This window comes from Mesorhizobium sp. WSM4844 (genome assembly GCF_055811775.1).
In genome coordinates, this window is the sequence record NZ_JBVVQB010000001.1 from 339507 (window position 1) to 358143 (window position 18637).

General features: G+C 59.0%; 16 protein-coding genes and 1 pseudogene. 13 read left to right on the forward strand and 4 right to left on the reverse strand.

Going from position 1 to position 18637, the window contains the following annotated elements:
- Positions 1-10 precede the first annotated feature (10 nt).
- The 7 genes from AC0L2A_RS01570 to AC0L2A_RS01600 all read left to right on the forward strand — a co-directional run bounded on the left by AC0L2A_RS01570 (position 11) and on the right by AC0L2A_RS01600 (position 7598).
- Complete coding sequence (locus tag AC0L2A_RS01570) at positions 11-1000, forward strand: substrate-binding domain-containing protein (protein WP_473607229.1); 990 nt, start codon at positions 11-13, stop codon at positions 998-1000.
- 89 nt (positions 1001-1089) lie between these two features.
- A complete protein-coding gene (locus AC0L2A_RS01575) occupies positions 1090-2604 on the forward strand; it encodes a sugar ABC transporter ATP-binding protein (protein WP_473607230.1) in 1515 nt (504 codons plus the stop codon).
- Positions 2597-3598, forward strand: coding sequence for an ABC transporter permease (locus AC0L2A_RS01580; protein WP_023799539.1), 1002 nt, complete (start codon positions 2597-2599; stop codon positions 3596-3598). Before AC0L2A_RS01575 ends, AC0L2A_RS01580 begins: the two co-directional genes overlap by 8 nt.
- Positions 3595-4590, forward strand: a complete 996-nt coding sequence (locus tag AC0L2A_RS01585; protein WP_473607231.1) for an ABC transporter permease — start codon at positions 3595-3597, stop codon at positions 4588-4590. Before AC0L2A_RS01580 ends, AC0L2A_RS01585 begins: the two co-directional genes overlap by 4 nt.
- Positions 4591-4595: 5 nt before the next feature.
- Positions 4596-5444 carry a sugar phosphate isomerase/epimerase family protein gene (locus AC0L2A_RS01590; protein ID WP_473607232.1) on the forward strand — a complete coding sequence of 283 codons (849 nt, stop codon included), beginning with the start codon at positions 4596-4598 and terminating at the stop codon, positions 5442-5444.
- A gap of 4 nt (positions 5445-5448) precedes the next feature.
- Positions 5449-6909 (forward strand): FGGY family carbohydrate kinase, encoded by a 1461-nt coding sequence (locus tag AC0L2A_RS01595; RefSeq protein WP_473607233.1) that lies wholly within the window; start codon positions 5449-5451, stop codon positions 6907-6909.
- Positions 6906-7598 (forward strand): class II aldolase/adducin family protein, encoded by a 693-nt coding sequence (locus AC0L2A_RS01600; RefSeq protein ID WP_473607234.1) that lies wholly within the window; start codon positions 6906-6908, stop codon positions 7596-7598. The genes AC0L2A_RS01595 and AC0L2A_RS01600 overlap by 4 nt, the downstream gene beginning before the upstream one ends.
- A 72-nt stretch (positions 7599-7670) precedes the next feature.
- Here AC0L2A_RS01600 and AC0L2A_RS01605 read toward each other — a convergent pair whose 3' ends face one another.
- On the reverse strand, positions 7671-8144 hold the full coding sequence (locus AC0L2A_RS01605; protein ID WP_473607235.1) for a phosphatidylglycerophosphatase A family protein: 474 nt from the start codon (positions 8142-8144) through the stop codon (positions 7671-7673).
- 259 nt (positions 8145-8403) lie between these two features.
- Here AC0L2A_RS01605 and AC0L2A_RS01610 point away from each other — a divergent pair, with 259 nt between their 5' ends.
- The gene (locus tag AC0L2A_RS01610; protein ID WP_473607236.1) at positions 8404-9030 is read left to right on the forward strand and encodes a CDP-alcohol phosphatidyltransferase family protein; all 627 of its coding nucleotides are present in this window, start codon (positions 8404-8406) and stop codon (positions 9028-9030) included.
- A 67-nt stretch (positions 9031-9097) separates the two neighbouring features.
- Here the strand turns inward: AC0L2A_RS01610 and AC0L2A_RS01615 are convergent, their stop codons facing one another.
- Positions 9098-9772: a protein-L-isoaspartate(D-aspartate) O-methyltransferase gene (locus AC0L2A_RS01615; RefSeq protein ID WP_473509634.1), complete on the reverse strand. Its 675-nt coding sequence runs from the start codon at positions 9770-9772 to the stop codon at positions 9098-9100.
- 454 nt (positions 9773-10226) lie between these two features.
- Between AC0L2A_RS01615 and AC0L2A_RS01620 the strand changes: the two genes are divergently transcribed.
- On the forward strand, positions 10227-11219 hold the full coding sequence (locus AC0L2A_RS01620) for a glycosyltransferase family 2 protein (protein ID WP_473607237.1): 993 nt from the start codon (positions 10227-10229) through the stop codon (positions 11217-11219).
- Positions 11220-11289: 70 nt separating this feature from the next.
- Here AC0L2A_RS01620 and AC0L2A_RS01625 read toward each other — a convergent pair whose 3' ends face one another.
- On the reverse strand, positions 11290-12531 hold the full coding sequence (locus tag AC0L2A_RS01625) for a polysaccharide biosynthesis/export family protein (protein ID WP_473607238.1): 1242 nt from the start codon (positions 12529-12531) through the stop codon (positions 11290-11292).
- 177 nt (positions 12532-12708) lie between these two features.
- Between AC0L2A_RS01625 and AC0L2A_RS01630 the strand changes: the two are divergent.
- The 4 genes and pseudogenes from AC0L2A_RS01630 to AC0L2A_RS01645 all read left to right on the forward strand — a co-directional run.
- Positions 12709-12828 (forward strand): annotated as a pseudogene (locus AC0L2A_RS01630) (molybdate ABC transporter permease subunit); the annotation flags it as partial.
- A 687-nt stretch (positions 12829-13515) separates the two neighbouring features.
- Positions 13516-14034, forward strand: coding sequence for an FkbM family methyltransferase (locus tag AC0L2A_RS01635; RefSeq protein ID WP_473607239.1), 519 nt, complete (start codon positions 13516-13518; stop codon positions 14032-14034).
- Between the two features lie 582 nt (positions 14035-14616).
- Entirely contained in the window at positions 14617-14832 is a 216-nt protein-coding gene (locus AC0L2A_RS01640; protein WP_473607240.1) for an exopolysaccharide production repressor protein, read from the forward strand.
- 548 nt (positions 14833-15380) lie between these two features.
- Positions 15381-17249, forward strand: coding sequence for a Wzz/FepE/Etk N-terminal domain-containing protein (locus AC0L2A_RS01645; RefSeq protein ID WP_473607241.1), 1869 nt, complete (start codon positions 15381-15383; stop codon positions 17247-17249).
- A 272-nt stretch (positions 17250-17521) separates the two neighbouring features.
- On the opposite strand, the gene AC0L2A_RS01650 is transcribed toward AC0L2A_RS01645, so the two are convergent.
- Positions 17522-18625: a glycosyltransferase gene (locus AC0L2A_RS01650; protein ID WP_473607242.1), complete on the reverse strand. Its 1104-nt coding sequence runs from the start codon at positions 18623-18625 to the stop codon at positions 17522-17524.
- Between the last annotated feature and the right edge of the window lie 12 nt (positions 18626-18637).

The following is an 18637-nucleotide window of genomic DNA, read 5'->3' on the forward strand; positions in this document are numbered from 1 at the left end:
AGGAGTACAGATGAAAAAGCTCTTGATCGCGGCGCTTTCCGCGACCCTTATAATTGGCGGATCATTCGCAGCGATGGCACAGCAGGCCGGCAAGGTCGGCGTCGTCGTCAAGATCGGCGGCATTCCGTGGTTCAACGCAATGGAGGCGGGTATCAAGGAGCGCGGCGAGAAGCTCGGGATCGACGCATTCATGGTCGGCCCGACCAGCGCTGATCCAGCACTGCAAGTTCGCGCCATCGAGGATCTGATCGCGCAGGGCGTCAAGGTCATCGGCGTCGTGCCGAATGATGCGAAAGTGCTTGAACCGGTCCTGCAGAAGGCCAAGGACGCCGGCATCGTCGTCATCACACATGAATCGCCTGGCCAGAAGGGCGCCGACTGGGATTTCGAACTCGCGTCCGCCACCGGCTTCGGCGAGGCTCACGCCAAGCTCCTGGCGGAGAAGATGGGCGGCAAGGGTGAGTATGCAGTGTTCGTCGGCTCGTTGACGGTGCCGCTGCACAATGCCTGGGCCGATGCGGCAATCGAGTATCTGAAGAAGAATAATCCCGACATGAAACTCGTCGGCGAACGTTATGGCGTAGCCGAGGATGTAGACAAGAGCCGCAGCACTGCGCTTGACCTGATTTCCGCAAATCCTGGCCTGAAGGGCTTTCTCGCCTTCGGCAGCCAAGGCCCGATCGGCGCTGGCCGCGCAATCGAAGAGCGCCGGAAGGTGGGCGAAATTTTCGTGCTCGGACCATTCTCGCCGGGCCAGGGCCGGAAGCTCATCAAAAGCGACGCGATCTCCGGCGGCTTCATGTGGAATCCGAAGCAGGCGGGCGAGGTTTTCGTCACGCTGGCCGACCATCTCATGAAGGGCAAAGAGATCAAGGATGGCGATACGATCGAAGGGCTTGGGACAGTTAAGCCCGACTTCGAAAACCGTAACATCATCGTCGATCAACTCGTCCCCATCAACAAGGATACTGTCGACGATCTCGCGGCGATGGGCCTGTAAAGCCTCCCAGGGCTAATGGCAGTCGGGCCCGGCCTCGAACCGGCCCGGCTGCAGGATTGCAAACGCGATTGGATCCAGGTTTCGACTCGATGGCTGATCAGGCACTCGATGGCGCCGCACCACGGCCGCTGCTGTCGCTCCGCAACGTCAACATGACGTTCGGCGGCGTGAAGGCGCTGAAGAATGTCAGCTTTGAGGTGTTGCCGGGCGAGGTGCATTGTCTTGCCGGCGAGAACGGCTCCGGCAAGAGCACGCTGATCAAGGTCATTACAGGCGTGTACAAGCCCGAGGCGGGCGCCGAAATCGATTATGATGGCCAGAGCTACCCCCATATGTCGCCGGTTACGGCGCAGGCCAGCGGAATTCAGGTCATCTGGCAGGATCTCGCCCTGTTTCCCGAGATGACTGTCGCCGAGAATATCGCGTTCCAGACCGTCATCGGCCGCTGGCCGCGGCTGGTGAACTATGCCGAGATGCGTCGGGTCGCGATCAACGCCTTGCAACGTCTTGGTGTTACCTTCGATGTCGATCTGGCACTCCACCACTTTCCCATCGCACAGCGGCAGATCGTAGCAATCGCCCGCGCCCTCGTCGGTGAGGCAAAGCTCGTCTTCATGGACGAGCCGACGGCGTCGCTCACCCAATCCGAAACCGACTATCTGCTGGACGTTGTGCGCAATCTGTCGGCGTCGGGTGTCGCCGTTGTGTTCGTCAGTCATCGCCTGGCGGAGGTTCTTGAAATCTCCAGCCGCGTCACCGTGCTGCGCGACGGCGCCCTGGTTGGCGTCTATCCAACCAAAGGCCTGACCCAGTCGCGCATCACCGAGTTGATGACGGGCAAGACCTTCGACTATTCCGTCCTGCATCGGGATTTGAGCAGGAGCCCGGTCATGCTTGAGGTCAAGGGACTGTCGCGGCCCGGCGAATTCGACGACGTGTCCTTGACAGTCCGGCGTGGCGAGACGCTCGGCATCACCGGGTTGCTCGGGGCAGGGCGCACCGAATTGGCGCTGACATTGTTTGGCATGCGCAAGCCGAAATCGGGCTCTGTCGCCTTGGATGGCAAACCCGTTCGCTTCGGTTCCAACCGTGACGCGATCGCCGCCGGCGTCGCCTATCTTTCGGAAGACCGGCTGTCGCTCGGTCTCATTCAGCCCCAGGCAATCGCCGACAACATCGTCATCGCCTCGCTGGACAAGATCCTTTCAGGCGGTTTCATTTCGAGCGATCGCAAGCGATCTCTGGTCAATCGCTGGATAAGGGACCTCGGCGTCAGGATCGGAAAGCAGGACGACGCGATCTCGACCCTGTCAGGGGGAAATCAGCAACGTGTCGCCATTGCAAAATGGCTGGCGACCGACCCGAAGCTGCTTATCCTCGACGCACCGACCGTCGGCGTCGATGTCGGCGCGCGCGCCGGCATTTTCGACATCGTTTCCAAGCTGGCGGACAGCGGCCTGGCCATTATCCTGATCTCGGACGAGGTGCCTGAAGTCTATTTCAACGCGGACCGTGTGCTGCACATGGCTCAGGGGCGCATTGTCGGCGAATTTACGCCGGGCGCTACGACCCTCCAGGCGATGGAGGAGGCGGTCTATGCGTAGGTTTGTCCGCTCCCACGCAACGGAACTGGCTTTGCTCGCCGTTATCGCAGTCATCTGCGTCTTCCTTTCGTTCGCGACAGACCGGTTCTTCACCCTCGGCAACGCGTTTGACCTTCTGAACACCAGCTCGGTCAACATCATCTTCGCCGTCGGCCTGCTGGTCGTGCTGATCGCCGGCGGCATTGACATTTCCTTCGCGGTTGCTGCCTCCGTTGTGCAATATCTGACCGCGACCGTCCTCGGCTGGATCGGCGGCGGGAATTGGATTGTCGGCTTCATCATCGCTGGCGCATTGGGCGTCGCGTTGGGCTGCATCAACGCCTTCCTGATCCACGGGTTCAGGATCATCTCGATCGTCGCCACGATTTCGACTTTCAACATTTTCTTCGGCTTGCTGATGTTTTTCACAGGCGGCGTGTCGATCTACAACCTGCCGGACTGGCTCACCACCCGCGTCGTGCTGTTCGAGCGAGAGATGGCTGACGGGACCTGGGCGGAGATCACCCTGCCTGTGCTCATTATGGCCATATGCGTGTTCGCTACCTGGGCGTTGATCACGCGCACCACCACTGGCCGCCAACTCTACGCATTTGGCGACAACCCGGAGGGCGCGCGCCGCTTCGGCATCAATATCGGTGCCATGCAATTTATCGCCTTCGGCTGGCTTGGCCTGATGGCGGGTATCGCCGGTCTCGTCCAAGCACACTACGCGCAGGAGGTTGTGCCGAATGCCCTTTATGGGCGCGAACTCGACGTCCTGGCAGCGGTGGTCCTTGGCGGTGCGCGGCTCGGCGGCGGCAAGGGCAGCGTGCTCGGCTGCATTCTGGGCGTTCTGTTGGTCTCGATTACCCAGAACGGACTTAATTTGATGGGCGTGTCGCCTTTCGCGTTCAAGATGATCGTCGGCGCCATCATTCTTGCCGCAATCACGCTTTCGAATACCAGCATCGAACGCCTGCTGCCGTTCCTGAAAAGCCGACGGGTGCCTTCATGACGGTTTTGATTGAACGCGTCCGCAATGCGCTCGGCCCTGAACTTGCAGGTCCGTTTGCCGCGTTCGTAGCTGTCATGATCGTGTTCGGTTTTGCCGCGCCGAACTTTCTTTCCCGCGCTACCTTTGGATCCGTCGCCTTCCAACTGCCGGAACTCGGTCTCCTCACACTCGCCATGCTGCTGCCGATCCTGACCTGCGGCCTGAACCTGGCCATCACCTTCACGGCCAACATGGCCGGCCTGACGCTGGCTTGGGTACTGCAGAGCCAGGGAGGCGTCGACGCGGGCATCGGCGCCTTCCTCCTTGGCTCGGTCCTTGCCATCGCGGTCGGCGCACTGAGCGGGCTGATCATGGGGCTCGTCATCGCCTACACCAAGGCTCACCCGATCCTGGTCTCGCTGTCGATGATGATCTTCCTGCGCGGTCTCGGCGAATTCCTGACGCGCGGCGGCGACGTGTCCGGCATTCCCGGCTTCCTGGCGCCGATCGGCTACGGTTCGATTTTTGGCATCCCGGTGCCGTTGCTCATCTTCATCGCTTGCGTGCTGATCTGGCACGTCTTGCTGACGCGCATGAAGCTAGGCTTCAACACCTACATGATAGGCTCCAATATTGAGGCCACACGCTATTCCGGTATCAATACGCGCAAGGTGCAGGTTCTCGTCTATACATTGTCCGGCGCGATGTGCGCGGTCGCCGGCATCATCATGCTGGCGCGCTTCAATTCGGTGCGTGTCGGCCACGGCGAGTCTTACCTGCTGATCACCGTGCTTGCCTGCTTCCTTGGCGGGGTCAATCCGTTCGGTGGCTTCGGTCGGGTGATCCCGGTCTTCGTTGCGCTCGTCGTGCTCCAGCTTCTGTCCTCGGGACTCAATCTGATGGGCGCAAGCCAGCATCTTGCGACGGCAGTCTGGGGCATCCTGATGATCACGGTGATGATCCTGCGCTGGCTTGCCGGGCGCCTCAAATTCCTGAACACAAACAGAGGGTGAGTCAGATGCATGGTTTTGGGGTCCACACCTCGATGTGGACGATGAATTGGGACCGGGCCGGCGCGGAGAAGGCGATCGCGGCTTCCGTCAAATACGGGATGGACTTTATCGAGATCGCGCTTCTGAACGCGCCGGCGGTCGATGCCGCGCACACACGCGCCTTGCTCGAAAAGCACAATCTTCCTGCCGTTTGCTCGCTTGGCCTGCCGGAGCGCGCCTGGGCCTCGGTGCGGCCGGATGCCGCCATCAAACATCTCGAAGTGGCGATCGACAAGACTGCGGAAATGGGCGCGCTGGCGCTTTCCGGCGTGATTTTTGGCGGTATCGGCGAACGCACCGGCCTGCCACCGACCGAAAAGGAATACGACAATATCGCCCATGTGCTGACCGTCGCCGCCAAGCACGCCAAGAAGCGCGGCATCGAGCTCGGAATCGAGGCGGTGAACCGCTACGAGAACCATTTGATCAATACCGGCGCGCAGGCCGTCTGGATGGTCGAGAAAGTCGGGGCCGACAACATCTTTGTTCATCTCGACACCTACCACATGAACATCGAGGAGAAAGGAGCCGGCAACGGCATTCTGGCCGCCCGCGATCACCTGAAGTACATCCACTTGTCTGAAAGCGATCGCGGCACACCAGGCACCGGCAACTGCCCCTGGGACGAGATTTACGCGACGCTGGCGGCGGTCGGCTTCAAGGGCGGACTGGCCATGGAAAGCTTCATCAACATGCCGCCGGAAGTCTCCTACGGCCTCTCGGTCTGGCGGCCAGTCGCCAAGGACGAGGCCGAAGTGATGGGCAATGGCTTGCCGTTCCTGCGCAACAAGGCTCGCCAATACGGTCTGATCTGAGACGATGGGTGACGGGCAGAAGGCGGACGGCGCAAGGATCGCCGTCTTCGATGTCGGCAAGACCAACATAAAGCTCTCCGCGATGACGCTCGACGGCGTGCTCGTGGAGAGCCTCTCTGTCCACAACGAAGTGCGGCCCGGTCCACCTTGGCGGCAGCACGATCTCAACGGCATTACCGACTGGCTGTTCGGCTCGCTCGCCACTTTGTGCCGACACCATCGGCTGGAAAAGGTGGTCGGCACCGGACATGGCTCCGCAGGGGTCTTGGTGAACGCAGATCCCGACGAGACTTGTGCCCTGCCGATGATTGACTACGAGCAGGATCTGCCGCCTGCAATTCGCGAAGGCTACGCGCCGCTTTCGGGCGATTTCTTCGATCGCGGCAGCGCGATCATGCTGAAGGCTGCCCACCAGGCGCGCCAGCTGTACTGGATGCAGCAGGTTGATCCGGAGCGCGTCGCTCAGGCTCGTTGGTATCTGGGCTTGCCTCAATATTGGGCCTGGCGGCTGTCAGGCGTGCCATCGGCCGAAACGACGGTCCTCTCGGCGCAATCCCATCTGTGGAACAATGTGCGCAAGCAGTGGGCGCCCATTGTGGCGGGGCAGGGATGGCAGCGCCTAATGCCACCATTTCATCCGGCCTGGGAGAGGTTGGGGCCAATCCGGCAGGATCTGGCGCGCCGGCACGGCATACCGGAAGAGCTCTCTGTCCTGACAGGCGGCCACGACAGCAGCCTGAACCTCTACCGCTACCAGGCGGCAGGCATGCGCGACGCCTGCGTGATCTCTACCGGAACCTGGATCGTCGGAATGTGCGCGGCGACACCTCTCGACCAACTCGATGAAAATCGCGGAATGGTGCTGAACAGCGACGTGACAGGACGCCCGGTCGGCGGCGTTTTGACCATGGGCGGACGAGAGTTCAGTCATGTGGCAGGGCAGGGGCAAGAAGGAACTGCAGCCGACGCTGCGCTGGTCAGCTTGCTGATTGAGCGCGGCACTTTCGCATTGCCGTCGTTCGGCGACGATGACGGCCTGTTTCCAGGCAGCGCTGGGCTCGGCCGGTTTGGAGGGCCGCCTGCAGAACCCCCTGCAGAGCGCAAGGCGCTCGCGGTGCTCTACGCCGCGCTGCTGACGGTAGAATGTATCGATGCGCTGAACGAAAACGGGCTGGTTGCATTGGATGGCACCTTCCTGCGAGACCCGCTCTACGCCACACTGGTTGCCGCACTACGGCCAAACGCCGAAACGGTCTACAACCTCGACTCCTATGGCACCGCCTCGGGTGCGGCGCTGCTTGGCGAACACGAAACGCGTGACACGCCGGCTCCGATCGCGCTCAGCCTGCCGACTGGCTTTGCCGGCGATCGTGAGGCGCTCGCAGCCTATGCACAGCGGTGGCGCGAACTGGCGAAGCGAAACAACTTGCAACAGCGCAAGACCAGCAAAAGGAATGATCGATGACTGATGACAGCGCTCTGCGCCGCGAGATGGTGGATGCTTGCCGCCGGATGAACTCAAGCGGCATCAACCAGGGCAATGCCGGCAATTTGTCGGTGCGCTCTAGCGACGGTTTCCTGATCACGCCCTCGTCGCTGCCCTACGAAACGATGACGCCCGAAGACATCGTCGAGATGGGCTTTGACGGCACCTATGTCGGCCGACGGCCCTCCTCGGAGTGGCGCTTCCACCGTGACATTTTGAGGGAGCGGCAGGAGATCGACGTCGTGCTGCATTGCCACTCGCTCTACGCCACGACGCTGGCCTGCCATCACAAGACGATCCCGAGCTTCCATTATATGACAGGGGTGGCGGGCGGCACCACCATCCGCTGCGCGAAATACGCAACCTTTGGCACGCAGGCCTTGTCCGACAATGCCTTGGTTGCACTCAAGGATCGCCTCGCCTGCCTGCTCGGCCAGCACGGCCAGATTTCGCTCGGCAAGACCATGGAGGCGGCGTTGTGGCTGGCGAACGAGGTCGAAACCCTGTCGCGCATGTATGTCCAGGCGCTTAGCCTTGGCGAGCCGCCGGTCCTTTCCGACGAGGAGATGGCGCGGGTGATCGAGCAGATGAGGAAGATGAGCTATGGCCAGGCGCCGGATCCGGAGGGAACGAACGATTTGGCGCGGCCGCGCGACGCTGCGGTCTAGCGCTGCTCCGGCAGATTTTAGTGAAGAGGTCTGTTTTCGCGCTGGGTGGCAGGTGAAGACTGAGATGTCCTCCTACGGCAAACGGTGAATCAAATCGTTCAGCAAAAGCAGCGTCGCGCCGGCGAACACGGCCGCAGCCGCGTCGTCCAGCATGATGCCGAGTCCACCCCTTACCTTGTCATGCACGATGCCGATGGGCCAAGGCTTGGCGACGTCGAAAAACCGGAAAGCAAGGAAACCTGCTGCCCACCAGACCGGGTCTAGCGGCAGCATGGAAAGCGTTGCGGCGGTGCCGAAGGTCTCGTCAATGACGACGATCTGCGGATCCTCCGTCCTGGTATGGGAGACGACATGCGACGACGCCCATACTCCCACGGCGAATAAGCCCATATAGGCGAGCACGATCAGCCAAGGCGATGCAGGTATCAGGACCGCGGCAACGGCCACTCCTACGCCCGCGCCGGCGGTGCCCGGCCATACCGGAGATAATCCCGCGCCGGCAGAGGTCGCGAGCAGGTAAGCAAGCCTGGGCAGTAATTTACACATGGCGTTTCGAACGGCTTCCCGGTGAATTGCGGATATGCGTTGTATCAGTCTTTCCGGTTACTTCCGCTAATGCGGTCGCGCAAAAGCATGCCCTCGGGCGTGAGCCGGTCAGGCCGCGACGCGCTATGGACCGCCAGTCGATTTTTGCGACAGCGGACACAACGGGCATTGCGCTGACCACCTCGATCGGCGCCGACGGGCTGGAACGAACCCTCAATTTGCCGGTTAAACGTCGACATCATCAGAGGAGCCAGTCATCATGATCGCCGGTCTCATGAAACGCCGTATCGACCCGCTATGGGAGCACGCCGCCTCTCCGCTGATCGGGATCGGCATGACCCCGAACCAGGTTACGTCAGGCGGGCTGGTGCTCGTCGCCCTGTCGTGCGCCGCCTATCTGTACCACCAGTCGAGCCTCGCCTTTGGCCTTTGCCTGGCATTTGCCTTCACCTTCGACGCGCTCGATGGGGCGGTTGCCCGTCGCAGACATATGAGCACCAAGGCGGGTGGCTATTTCGACGCCATGGCCGACCGTTATCAGGAACTTGCCGTGTTTGCGGCAATAGGCTGGGTCGCCGACCTGTGGGCGATCGCCATGATCGCGTTCGCCGGCGGACTCCTCACCAGCTACGCCAAGGCGCGGACGGCGATCGAAATCCCCATAGAAAACCACGCGTGGCCGGATTTCTTCGAACGGATGGAACGCCTGGTGTTCATTTGCGTGCTGTTGGTCGCCGACGGCTTGGCGACCGCCATGGGCGCCGCTTCGCCCTGGATTCTGGCGGCCGGGTTCGCGCTGTACGCACTCGTGGCCAACGCGACAGCGCTGCAACGGATCAATCGCGCATTTGCGATGCTCAAACGAGCCGACGCGAAGCAGCCGTGAGACGGCGAAATCCCATAAGGATGAGGCGGCCCGGCGCTCCCTGCGTGCCGGATGTCCGCACCCTTCGTTAGACCGTTTCGAGCCGGCTGAAGCGAACCGGGATGATTTTGCGGGTCTTCAGTTGTCCTGCCGAATCCTTGTCGATGACCGTCAGCAACTGCCCTTGTTCAGGGCCTACAGGCATAACCAGGCGGCCCCCCGGCTTGAGCTGTTCAAGCAAAGCCGGCGGCGCCCGCCCCGCCGCGACGCTGACCAGGATCTTGTCGAATGGGGCGTGCTCGGGCCAGCCGCGAGACCCGTCCCCGACACGAATGCTGACATTGGATAGACCGAGGTCCTGCAGCAGAGCCTCGGCATGGCTTGCGAATTCCTCGATGATTTCGACGCTCCAAACGTGCCCGGCGAGTTCCGCGAGGATTGCGGTCTGGTAGCCCAGGCCGGTGCCGATCTCGAGCACCGCCTCGTGCGGTTGGAGAGCAAGGAGATCGGTCATGAGCGCGACGATGAACGGCTGCGAGACGGTTTTGTCGAAGCCGATCGGCAGTGGCATGTCCTGGTAGGCATAAGGCGCGACCGAGCTTGGCACGAACAGATGGCGCGGCACCTGCTGCATCGCTGCCATCACCCGTTCATCGAGCGCCGCCTTGCCGAGCTCCTCGCTTGCAAGGTCGGTATGGATTGCAATCATCTCGACCATGTGCCTGCGCAGCACTGCGAGGTGCTCTTCGTTCATTGGCTTCATGACCGTCGGGCTTTCTTCAACCAGGCTTGCTGCCAGATACGCTTATATCCTGTTCGTCACAGCAACGCCCGTCATCGTTTCCAGTTGCGGGTGGCCCACGGCGACGGGAGGTAATTTTGGCGTTGCGTCTGGTCGATATCGGCGGCGGTCCTGGAGATCCGATGACATGCCGCCATAACGGTATGTCCTGGATCGCGGTGATTGAAGGATGAACGGCTGAATCGCGTGCTGCGTGGGCAGCCGGCGATCTCGACTGGGGCGGTTCTAAATATCCAGCTAAAGTCCGGAAGCCGCTACTTATCGCTTCCGGGAGTGCTGAGTGGAACTCGCCGGGGCCTCTGCCTTGCCGCTGGGCCGCCGCGGTTGAATCCTCATCAGCTAAAGTAGTGAAATTTGATGGAACTACCGGCCCTGATGTGCCATTTTACCACGTCGTGAGAGAAGACGAAGGCAAATGAGCCAGCACAATGCCACTATGATAGGCGTCGTGGTGCCCATGTTCAATGCCGAGAGAACCATTCTCCCGACGCTGACCAGCATCTGCCAGCAGAGCCACCAGGCGCTGGACATTATCGTAGTGGATGATGGGTCGACGGACCGGTCCGCGTCAATCGTGGCCGCCTATGCCGAGCAAGATCGGCGTATAAGCCTTTTCAGGCAGCCGAACGCAGGTGTTGCGCACGCACGCAACAGCGGCGCCGCTGCCACCGATGCGGAGTTTCTAGCGTTCGTGGACGCGGATGATCTTTGGGCTCCATCCAAAATCGCACTGCAACTGCGCGTCCTGCAGGAAGGAGGCTCGTCAGCTGGCCTGGCATATTGCTGGTTTGCGGAGATCGACGAGCACGGTCGGATATTTTCCTTCAAACAGCCCGATGCTGAGGGTCGCGTGCTGCAACGCATGTGCAGAAACAACTTTGTCGGTAACGGAAGTTCGATGCTTGTACGTCGCTCCGCATTCGAGCGGGCAGGACAGTTTGATCCTTCCCTGAGGGCGAGGAACGCACAAGGCTGCGAAGATTTTCTAATGTGCCTCAGAATAGCGGAGAATTACGAGTTTCGTGTCGTGCCACAACATCTAGTGGGTTACCGGAGGACGATCGGCAACATGTCGAGCGATGTCATGCAGATGTTTCGTTCGTATGAAATTGTCATAGCCGAGTTTCGCGAGAAATATCCGCAATTTGGGAGCGATCTCAATGCCCATCTGCTTGACACGATCAATGGGCTTGCCGTGAGAGCTTTGGTTCACGGGCGGCTTTCCGCAGCCTGGTACCTGTCGAAGAAGCTCTTTGTCCTGGAGCCGCGCACGGCCATTTCACGTCTGCCTCACACGGTCGACGTCTACTGCCGGGGGCTGGTCCCTCGCTGGATCAAGGTTCGAGTGAACCGGATGCGAAACGCCGAGTCTCGGCCTCTTTATGAAAAGATTTATCTGGAGAGGTGAGCGCGTCCCTGTTCGGGCGTACCGAGCCCGAGCTGTTGAAGCTAGATGCTTAATGCCAGGCTTCAGTTGTTTAGTTCGCGACCGCCGCTCCTGGTGGGACCTCCAGCGTAATTGTGACGGTGTCACCCGGAGCAAGCAGAGTATCTTCAGTCGCCTCGGTCGTCGCTGTCTGTCCGTCAGTGGAGCGGGTTACACCGATCGTAATTCGGTCCCCGTCGCCTACAAGGTCGCTGCGCATCTGCATCACGTAGGCGATTTGTTTGGTCAAGGAATCCATCTCAGCGCGCGTTTGCGTCATCGCCGCGCGTTCAGTCTGCAAGTCAGCCAACAGGTCAATTCGACCCTGGTCGATAAACTTATCAAGACTGCGCTGCAAATCCCCTTGGTCGCGTTCAAGTCGGGCGATCTCAGCGTTGGTTTGCAAAGCGCGGGTCGCTGACAAGAGCACTGCGCGTTGAGCATCGTTGACCCTCGTGATCTGGATCAGACCTTTTTCGAAGAGCTTCTTGATGCGATCAAGTTCCGCCGCATCTGCGGCTGCGCCCGCTTGATCCGCCTTCTGCTGCTCCTTCAGGTAGCCCATTCGTTCCGCCGCCTTGGTTGTGGCCAACTTAATCGAAGCACGCTCCTTCTCCTGATCCGCATAGACAGCTTCAAGATGCTTCCCCTCCTGCTGCAAAGCTTCGTCGCGACGAGGTTCGAGGCTCGGGTCACGTTCTGCGTCCGGAAGCTCAATCGCTCTGGCGCCGCTCAGCTGCGCCTCTATGCGAGCAGCTTTGATTTCGCTTTCCTGGTACTTGATGCGCAGAATGTGGAGGCGGCCGCCAAGGTCCGCTGCTGTCATTTCAGGGTTTTCAAGCTCACCGCGACCGAGCTTGTAGCCGCCGCCAGCCGCCACAGCTTGTCGGACAGTCATTCCTGGTCTGAAGGGCTGAATCCCAGGAGAGGCAATGTCCCCGTCAATATAGACGGGTCGGTATTCCTCAATATCAACTACAATCTGATCCGGGTAAAAACCAGTCCAAGTCTCAGTGCCGTCGGCGGATCGTTGCGGAAGGGATTTTGGTTTTAAAACCTCAACTATCTCCTTGCGAACATCCTCTATTGTCTTACCGAGAACGTTTAGGGGGCCGAGGACCGGCAACACAATTAAACCGCTTTGGTCGATCACAGCTCGCTTTTGCATCTCGGGATAGCCTATGACAGCGAAGCCGATCACGTCGCCAGTCTGCAGACGGTACTCGCCGACATTGTACTCCTCTGCTAGGGCAAGGCCATTCGACAGATTCGCGTTTGCGAACAACAGAGACATGCATGCGAGCGCAACGCAGCTGCCTGCCCGCATCCAGCGCACCGATCTATTCAACATTCGCGATCACCCCGCAACGCTCGAGCATGACATCGACGCAGACCTTCTTACAATGCCCTTCTTTTGAGGCGAATTTACGCTCTTAACAACCGCAACAAGGCAGCCGATGTTCCGAGACGCCCCACTCTGATCATCATCCGGCTGGAAGAATACAACTATCCGGCGGCCACCGCGATCGCCGCGATCATGGTTTTGCTATCGTTCGCGATGCTCCTGGTCGTCAATCTGGTGCAGTCGTAGAGCCGCAAACGCTATGGCTGACGTCACCATCGTGTCGCCGATCGGAAGCGACACCGCCGGCCAGCGAGCAGCCGGTCGGCGCGCTACCTGCTGATGGCAGTCGCGTTCGTCTTCCTGGTGGCCTGAGCCGCATTGGCCCGCCTGAGGCGGGGCCGCCATGTCCGCCGCTCCGCTAAACACGGAAGCTGCGCGGCGGACACACCAACGTCACCGCTGAATGCCACGCCTGTTTTGCAGAACTTGACGCACACAACTTTGGTGTTCTCCCTTACATCGAAGGCGCTCCGGTAGGCGTTGCCCCGTTGCCCACTCGACATAGGCCAGCGCGAACGGTTCCCGCTTTGCAGTTAATTCGCTCATGTGGGGAGATTTTCTTTGTTATGATTGTGGTGCTGCCAATTGGGGGACGCAGATGACAAACCTAAAATTTCATCCGCCGAAGCGAAATTGCGCCATTTGCGCGACGTTATGAATAACCTATCCCGTATTTCGCGGTCGGAGGTCGAGCGGATATCAGGCGGGCGGGTCATGCTAATGATTTCGTCAAGACCCTAATGCTACTCTCCTTTCGGAAGGGTGATTTAGGCAGAGCGCGACCAACTTATTATTCTAATATCTTGCTTTGCACCTCATCTCCTTAGGAGGGCAATGTGGACCGCGACTTGGTTTATGACGTCGGTATGCATAATGGCGATGATAACGGTGTTCTATATGAGCCAAGGCTATCGTGTGGTGGCGATTGAGGCAGACCCTGCGCAAGCGGAAGCAGGGCGAAAACGGTTTGCTGCTGAGATCGAGAAGGGCCAAGTTCACGTCGTTGAGGCTGCGATTGGGCCAAGTCACGGACAAGCCTCATTTTGGATCAGTAGCAATCCCGAGCTCAACTCGTTCGATAGGCAAAATGCGGAGGTGTGCAACAACACTTCTCATGAGATCCAGGTCACTTGCCGACCGATGAACGACATCTTGGCCGAGTTTGGAACACCCTATTACCTCAAGGTTGATATCGAGACTGCAGATCATTTCTGCTTGGAGGCACTTGAACCAAACGATCTCCCTCAATTCGTCTCGTTTGAGAAGAGCCGTTTGGAGGATCTGTTCTTTATGCACAATCTCGGCTATTCGCGTTTCAAACTGATTGCGCAGGAGGATTTTCGGCAGCTAAGTTATAGCCCCGATCAGGCCAACAATGGTCACGAAATCTAAGACCATTGCGAAGTCGTGTTCGACGTATGCTGGGTCGCCGTGCACCAGAGAATGTTGCAAAGAAACATTCTGCGTACGGCTCCTCGGGTCCATTCGGTGATGAGACTGATGGCCCGTGGCGGCAAATGAAGGAAGTTGCATTACGTGGCTTGCCTTTGATCTTGGCCACACCGGTGATCCTGACCCTGTCTGGCATGACTGGTTTGATGTGCATTGCGCACGCTAACAAGGATGGCCCCGGAGGGGATCCGTATGAAATAGCCCCCGAATGAACCGGACACGATCTCCATCTTGATAAGGGATAGGAGTAATGTCGTGTCTATGACTGGTAGCATTCCGAAGATTGAGATCCTGAACGGCCGCGAGCGACGGCGGCGGTGGTCGACGGCCGAGAAGCTGTGGATGGTCGAACGGGAGTTGGTCGCCTGGAAGCAAGCGTCCTGGCACAGGGTGGGCCATATTTATTCGCACCTGCTAATATATTGGTCGCCCTGACGCGTTCCGATATGTTATGATGGTTAATGCGCTGAGGCTTGGATAGCCAAGGAGCGCGTCACGCCAGCGGCTGCGAGTGGGACGGCGATGTCCTTTCTGCTTTTTTTGCGAGGCCTTATCGTAGTACTGTTGGCATTCGCAATCAGTACATATTTGCTCACCGACTCCCTCTGGAGCACGTTTGTCCAAACGTTAATTTGTGGGATCTTGATACAGATTGGGTACTTTGTTGCTGTCATGCTGCTAGTGTGGCGCTCGGTCTCCAAAAAATCGGTGACTCCGAAGTCACACATCGCGCGATGAGTTCGAAAGGGAGCAACCGCCGAGCCACTTAGTAAGTGAGGCGGGCCACTCTCCGCCTTTATAGCTGCTAGAGCAGGACGATCAGCAAGATGACACCCCAGACCACGAAACAAAATGTGACTGCAACCTGTCTCATTCGGGCAGCGGAAAGGCTTTCCGCGAGGCGCCAGATGCGCGCAGGACCCTTGCGGTGATCGTTGTCGCGCGTCTGTGATCGACGAGCCATTCCTGTTTCCCGCAGGACAGGCTCAACCGGAGCCCGGAATCTCTTGCTCAGATGTTTTGCCATTTGGCAATACGACTCAATTTCTTCTTTCAATTGGAGCTTACGACATGCAGCGGAATTGCGGCAGTCGGAGATGGGCCGCGTGAGGTTATCGCATCGAGGTTAGGAGTTGCGCCTTTGGCGAATAGCGGGCCGCCCCGAGCGGTGCGCCTGTGCTCCGCGGGCGTCGATACTGAATTTGCAGACATTTAGTCAGATAATGTGGTATGGTGTTTGTCACTGCCAATGCGCTGCCAGTCTCATCCCACGGGTGTGAAGGCTTATGCTCCGCGAAGTTGAAAAGCACCCGGATTCTGCCTTCACATTCGGCGATCCTCAGTGGGGAACGATTGATCTCGAAACACTTGTGGCGGCAGCGCAACGGCAGTTGAGGTTCGTCCTTACATGCGCGCTCGCAGGACTTGTGCTGGGGCTGGCGTATCTTTGGGCCGAGGTGCCCTTGTATGTGTCGACCGCCAGAATCCTGATCGACAAGAACCAGCCATCCGTCGTGACGCAGTTAACAGAGACCGGAAGCTCCGAACAGCTTGACCCGATGATGCTGAGCCAGGTCGAATTGTTGCGTTCCGACCGCATCGGGCTAAAGGTCGTTGACAGCCTCGGTCTTGCTACCGATCGCTCTTTCTTGTCAGCGACATATTCATTGCTCGACAGTCTCACAGGATCGGTCGCTCGGTGGCCATTAATCGGCAGTTCCGAAGCAAGTGGAGCGCCGGTGAAATCGAGTGCCGCGCGCGGATCCGATCCTCGATGGCAGGCATTTGACATTCTGGCTGGGAATATAACGGTAGCTCGTGTAGGGGATTCTTACATTCTGGAAGTCCAATTTCGGTCGCCTAGTGCCGAAATGGCGCAAAAAATAGCCAGTAAGTATGCAGAAATCTATATTTCTGACCAAGTCGGAGCCAAAGACGAGTCGATTATCCGAGCTCGCGGCGCACTGGCGGAAGAGCTCGAGACGGTGCGGAAGCGATCGGTCGATGCCGAGCTCGCAATCCACAGGTTCCGAACAGATAATACGCTGACCAAGGAAACGCTGGTTACCTTGCGCCAGCTCGAACTTGAGGCGTTCTCTCTCAAGTCGCAATATGAACAGGTCCTGCAGCAGTACCAAGCGAGCCTGCAGAACCTTTCCATGGCGTTGACGGAGGCGCGGACTATCTCGGAGGCACCAACCCCCAGCAGACCGAGTTCTCCGAACAGCAGTCTTACGTTGGCGGTCTGCGTCGTGCTCGCCGGCATGGTTGGCGCCGGTGTGGGTGGAATTCGGGAGTACCGGGAGCGCTTTTTCCGCACGACGGCTCAAGTGCGCGATGAGCTCGGACTTCAGACGCTCGGAATGATCCCTTTGCTGGATGGGAAGCCAATTCACCGAAACAAGCACGATCGTGCGGCCGGAGAGCCGTCATTCATCGAGGTGGGGAACAGCGCTTTCAACTGGGTAGAGCAACATCCACGCTCGGAATTCGCTGAAGCGATGCGAACCGTGAAAGTCGCTGTTGACGTCGAGTTACCAAGGAAGAGCACCAAGGCGCTCGGCATCGTTTCTTGCCTCCCGGGAGAAGGGAAGTCTCTGGTCGCTGCTAATTTAGCGATGGTTCTTGCTATGCAGCGTTGTAAGACGTTGTTGATCGATGCCGATATCCATAATCCTGGCTTGTCCCCTATGTTAGCCAACGGCTGGGAACGAGGCCTGGCCAACTTGTTGGCTGGAGAACTCAATCCGAGAGATTTGCTGGCCCATCAGTCATTGCCACTGAGGTTCCTGCCCGGTGTGAACCAGAGCCAACAAAAGCTCGCAAACACCATGCAGCCTATCGAGAAAATGGGCGACTTTCTGCTCAAAGCAGGCCCCATGTTCAATTACGTCGTCGTTGATTTGCCCCCGTTGGCTCCAGTCGCGGACGTGAGGTCCTTTGTCCAGCACCTCGACGGCCTTGTTCTGGTTGTTGAATGGGGTGTGACCGCTCGTGCATTCGTGCGCGAAATCCTCAACAACAACCCGATCCTGGCGGATAAATGCATCGGCGTTCTGCTCAACAAGGTCGATATCAAAAGAATCAAGCGGTACCAAAAGTTCGGCAGCGCCGAATTTTACAGTGAACGCTATAGTCAGTATTACCAGGCCTAGTTGTGGAGCAGGCATTGTTTTGTCTTGAGCAGATAGCCCAAGGAGGGCTTTGACGAACAAACTCCGTCCGGGCCTATCCGCGCGGACGCAGGAGATGGTGTTCGTCGGCAAGGACCGGCGATACATCGTCGCTTCCTCCAGCCGGTGGGCTGCACGCTGGCATCGGACTGGGAGAAGGGCCAGGTCGAGAACCATGTCGGACAGGTGGGATGCCGACCAGTCAGAATTCACGATCGGCCCGGCTATCCTGGTCGCCAGTCCTTTGCCGGTCCTTACATTCCGCCACCCAACACCGCCGTAGCGCGGACACGCAAAGCATCCTGCGAATAGGCCTCCAGCATATCGTGTCGTGCCTGTATTCCGATCTCTTTGCGAAGCCTTTCATCGCCCGCGAGCACTAACACTTGGGTCACCGCCATCTCCGCTGAGGGCACAGTAAGCTTCAGCATATTCTCTCCATGCTTGCCGTAATCCCGGATACCGCCGATATCGGTCGCGATCACCGGAAGGCCGGCAAGCATCGCCTCGGCGACGACGATGCAAAACCCTTCTGTATCGGACAGGTTGATGAACATGTCACGATCACAGGCTAGCTTGAACCAGCGCGCGACATAGCCATGGAAACGCACGCGATCTCCAATGCCGAGCTCATCCGCCTTGCGCGAAAGCGCCTGCCGTTCCGGCCCGTCGCCGTAAAGATCGAGGCTTGCCGAAATGCCCCGGTCTTGGAGCATTCGGATGGCCTCGATCAGGCGGTCAAAATTCTTTCGCGCCATAAGGCGTCCGGCTGCAGCAAGGCGCAAGGGTGTGTGAAGCGCGTAATCGCGCTTGTGGGAGGAAGCTTCATCCGCACGAAACAGAGGCACCACATGCGACCGACGCCTGCGGGGCAGGAAGTATGTTTGTGTCTCCTGCAGCGTATTTTCGCAATCAGCCCAGATTTCGTCGACACGCCAGGACAGCGCCTTGAGCACAGGGCCATAAACGCCTTCGGCACGCCGGGAGCGGTAACGGGCGATGTGCTCGAATGAAACGCAGCGAAGCCGAGGAGCGAACATCGCAGCGAATCGTCCCAGGAGATTGGCCTGCTTGAGCGACAACACAACCATATCCGGCCGCCACTCCCGGATGAGGCGCAACATTACAATGAACGTGCTCGCGAAGGTGCGCAAGGAAGGCTCTTCGCTCTGCGACGTCAGGATAAGATTGTGCTCTCCGATCTTTGCGGCGATTTCATCGGCAAGAGCCCCGCGGCCACGGCAACAGGCTAGAATCTTCAGCTCATGCCCGCTGAAAAATCCTGCTTGCAGCAAGGTGAGCAGCCCGTGCTCGGCACCACCGGGATCGAAGCCGTTGATGAAGTAAAGAATTCGCATGTGATACGGAAG